Genomic DNA, 3,400 nt, shown 5'->3' on the forward strand with positions numbered 1-3,400 from the left:
CACAAAGATTGTCCGGCGGCGTCCTACTCTCCCACACCGTCCCCGGTGCAGTACCATCGGCGCTGGCAGGCTTAACTTCCGGGTTCGGAATGTAACCGGGTGTTTCCCTGCCGCTATAACCGCCGTAACCCCACGAAACACACAACCAACTCAACTACAAGCGGTTGCTGTCTCTGAGATCACATAGTGAACGCGAGCACATCATGGTCAAGTCCTCGGCCTATTAGTACCGGTCAGCTCCACACATTACTGCGCTTCCACTTCCGGCCTATCAACCCCATCATCTCTAGGGGGCCTTACCCACACAAGGTGGTGGGAGACCTCATCTTGAGGCGAGCTTCCCGCTTAGATGCTTTCAGCGGTTATCCCTACCGAACGTAGCCAACCAGCCGTGCTCCTGGCGGAACAACTGGCACACCAGAGGTTCGTCCGTCCCGGTCCTCTCGTACTAGGGACAGCCCCTCGCAAGTCTCCTGCGCGCGCAGCGGATAGGGACCGAACTGTCTCGCGACGTTCTAAACCCAGCTCGCGTACCGCTTTAATGGGCGAACAGCCCAACCCTTGGGACCTACTCCAGCCCCAGGATGCGACGAGCCGACATCGAGGTGCCAAACCATCCCGTCGATATGGACTCTTGGGGAAGATCAGCCTGTTATCCCCGGGGTACCTTTTAGCCGTTGAGCGACACCGCTTCCACACGCCGATGCCGGATCACTAGTCCCAGCTTTCGCTCCTGCTCGACCCGTCAGTCTCACAGTCAAGCTCCCTTGTGCACTTACACTCGACACCTGATTGCCAACCAGGCTGAGGGAACCTTTGGGCGCCTCCGTTACCCTTTAGGAGGCAACCGCCCCAGTTAAACTACCCACCAGACACTGTCCCCCACCCGGATTCACGGGCGCGGGTTAGACGTCCAAAACGACCAGAGTGGTATTTCACCAATGACTCCACGATAACTAGCGTTACCGCTTCACAGTCTCCCACCTATCCTACACAAGACGTTCCAAACGCCAATGTCAAGCTGTAGTGAAGGTCCCGGGGTCTTTCCGTCCTGCTGCGCGAAACGAGCATCTTTACTCGTACTGCAATTTCACCGGGCCTGTGGTTGAGACAGCGGGGAAGTCGTTACGCCATTCGTGCAGGTCGGAACTTACCCGACAAGGAATTTCGCTACCTTAGGATGGTTATAGTTACCACCGCCGTTTACCGGCGCTTAAGTTCTCACCTTCGCACCCCGAAAGGCACTAAGCAGTCCCCTTAACGTTCCGGCACCGGGCAGGCGTCAGTCCGTATACATCGTCTTACGACTTCGCACGGACCTGTGTTTTTAGTAAACAGTCGCTTCCCCCTGGCCACTGCGACCCCCACCAGCTCACGAAGCAAGTCCGATCACCAGTAAAGGTCCCCCTTCTCCCGAAGTTACGGGGGCAATTTGCCGAGTTCCTTAACCACAGTTCACCCGACCGCCTTGGTATTCTCTACCTGACCACCTGAGTCGGTTTAGGGTACGGGCCGCCGCGACACTCACTAGAGGCTTTTCTCGGCAGCATAGGATCACCCACTTCGCCACAATCGGCTCGGCATCACACCTCAGGCTAATGAGAGACGGATTTGCCTATCTCTCGCCCTACATGCTTACCCCGGGACAACCACCGCCCGGGCTGGGCTACCTTCCTGCGTCACCCCATCGCTTACCTACTACCAGATCAGGCCAGGCGTTCACCCTGACGCCGGCTCCGAAGAGCCAACCGGACTAAGGACCCTTAGTATCACTGGATTCGATATGGGCGCATCACAGCGGGTACGGGAATATCAACCCGTTGTCCATCGACTACGCCTGTCGGCCTCGCCTTAGGTCCCGACTTACCCTGGGCGGACGAACCTGCCCCAGGAACCCTTGGTCATTCGGCGCAGAAGATTCTCACTTCTGACTCGCTACTCATGCCTGCATTCTCACTCGCACGACCTCCACCACACGATCACTCGGCAGCTTCACCGGTTCGCACGACGCTCCCCTACCCACCACCAACTGACAAAGTCAGCCGGTAGTGCCACGACTTCGGCGGTGTACTTGAGCCCCGCTACATTGTCGGCGCAGAATCACTTGACCAGTGAGCTATTACGCACTCTTTCAAGGGTGGCTGCTTCTAAGCCAACCTCCTGGTTGTCACTGCGACTCCACATCCTTTCCCACTTAGCACACGCTTAGGGGCCTTAGTCGGTGATCTGGGCTGTTTCCCTCTCGACCACGGAGCTTATCCCCCGCAGTCTCACTGCCACGCTCAACTTACCGGCATTCGAAGTTTGGCTGACGTCAGTAACCTTGTCGGGCCCATCAGCCATCCAGAGCCCTACCTCCGGCAAGCAACACGCAACGCTGCACCTAAATGCATTTCGGGGAGAACCAGCTATCACGGAGTTTGATTGGCCTTTCACCCCTACACACAGGTCATCCCCCAGGTTTTCAACCCTGGTGGGTTCGGTCCTCCACGCAGTCTTACCCACGCTTCAACCTGCCCATGCGTAGATCACTCCGCTTCGGGTCTACAGCATGCGACTCAAACGCCCTATTCAGACTCGCTTTCGCTACGGCTCCCCCACACGGGTTAACCTCGCCACACACCATAACTCGCAGGCTCATTCTTCAAAAGGCACGCAGTCACATCACAGCCGCCCAAAGGGCGACTACGCTCCTACGGCTTGTAGGCACACGGTTTCAGGTACTATTTCACGACCCCTCACCGGGGCGCTTTTCACCTTTCCCTCACGGTACTCGTTCACTATCGGTCATCAGGAAGTATTTAGGCTTACCAGGTGGTCCTGGCAGATTCACACAGGATTCCTCGAGCCCCGTGCTACTCGGGACACCCCTCGGGAGTCCATCCAATTTCGTCTACCCGGCTCTCACGGTCTACGGCCGCCCTTCCCAGAGCGTTCGACTATCAGATGAATTTTTTACTCCCCGAACGATCAGCGGACCGTTCAGAAGGATCCCACAACCCCGCACACGCAACGCCCGCCGGCTATCACACGCGCACGGTTTAGCCTCCTCCGCTTTCGCTCACCACTACTCACGGAATCACTATTGTTTTCTTCTCCTACGGGTACTGAGATGTTTCACTTCCCCGCGTTACCACCAACCGCCCTATACATTCAGACGGCGGCAACACCACATGACTGGTGCTAGGTTTCCCCATTCGGACATCCCCGGATCAACGTCTGGTTGGCGACTCCCCGAGGCTTAACGCAGCCTCCCACGTCCTTCATCGGCTCCTGATGCCAAGGCATCCACCGTGTGCCCTAAATAACTTGGCCACAAAGATGCTCGCGTCCACTATGCAATTCACAAACAACAACCAGACAACCAGCCCACCCCACCACCAAACACCCGAACCCCACA

Annotated in this window: 2 rRNA genes; both read right to left on the reverse strand. The window is 57.1% G+C overall.

From position 1 onward, the window contains the following. Positions 1-10: 10 nt before the first annotated feature. Positions 11-127: ribosomal RNA gene (rrf, locus tag FLX07_RS35655) — 5S ribosomal RNA — on the reverse strand. A 76-nt stretch (positions 128-203) separates the two neighbouring features. Then, positions 204-3,315, reverse strand: a 23S ribosomal RNA gene (locus FLX07_RS35660). Positions 3,316-3,400 lie beyond the last annotated feature (85 nt).

Origin of the sequence: Microbispora bryophytorum (assembly GCF_006874465.1) — a bacterium.
Classification (GTDB): domain Bacteria; phylum Actinomycetota; class Actinomycetes; order Streptosporangiales; family Streptosporangiaceae; genus Microbispora; species Microbispora bryophytorum.